The organism is Lysinibacillus sp. CNPSo 3705 (genome assembly GCF_028674935.1).
Taxonomy (GTDB): Bacteria; Bacillota; Bacilli; order Bacillales_A; family Planococcaceae; genus Lysinibacillus.
In genome coordinates this window covers 1-214 of sequence record NZ_JAQZSD010000243.1, presented here as the reverse complement: position 1 = coordinate 214, position 214 = coordinate 1, and the positions used below count along the sequence as shown (strand labels likewise).

The following is a 214-nucleotide window of genomic DNA, read 5'->3' as shown; positions in this document are numbered from 1 at the left end:
TTTTGTTATAATTGCAAGCTTTTTTTAAAAAACTTTCTTATTCTTTCAAAACTGGATAAACGTGCATTGAATGTTTCAAACGTTTTGGTTAAGTCCTCGATCGATTAGTATTCGTCAGCTCCATGTGTCACCACACTTCTACCTCGAACCTATCTACCTCATCGTCTTTGAGGGATCTTACTTACTTGCGTAATGGGAAATCTCATCTTGAGGG

Annotated in this window: 1 rRNA gene; it reads right to left on the bottom strand. The window is 36.9% G+C overall.

What is annotated here, in order from left to right:
• Positions 1-84: 84 nt before the first annotated feature.
• A 23S ribosomal RNA gene (locus PVA17_RS25230) occupies positions 85-214 on the bottom strand; the annotation flags it as partial.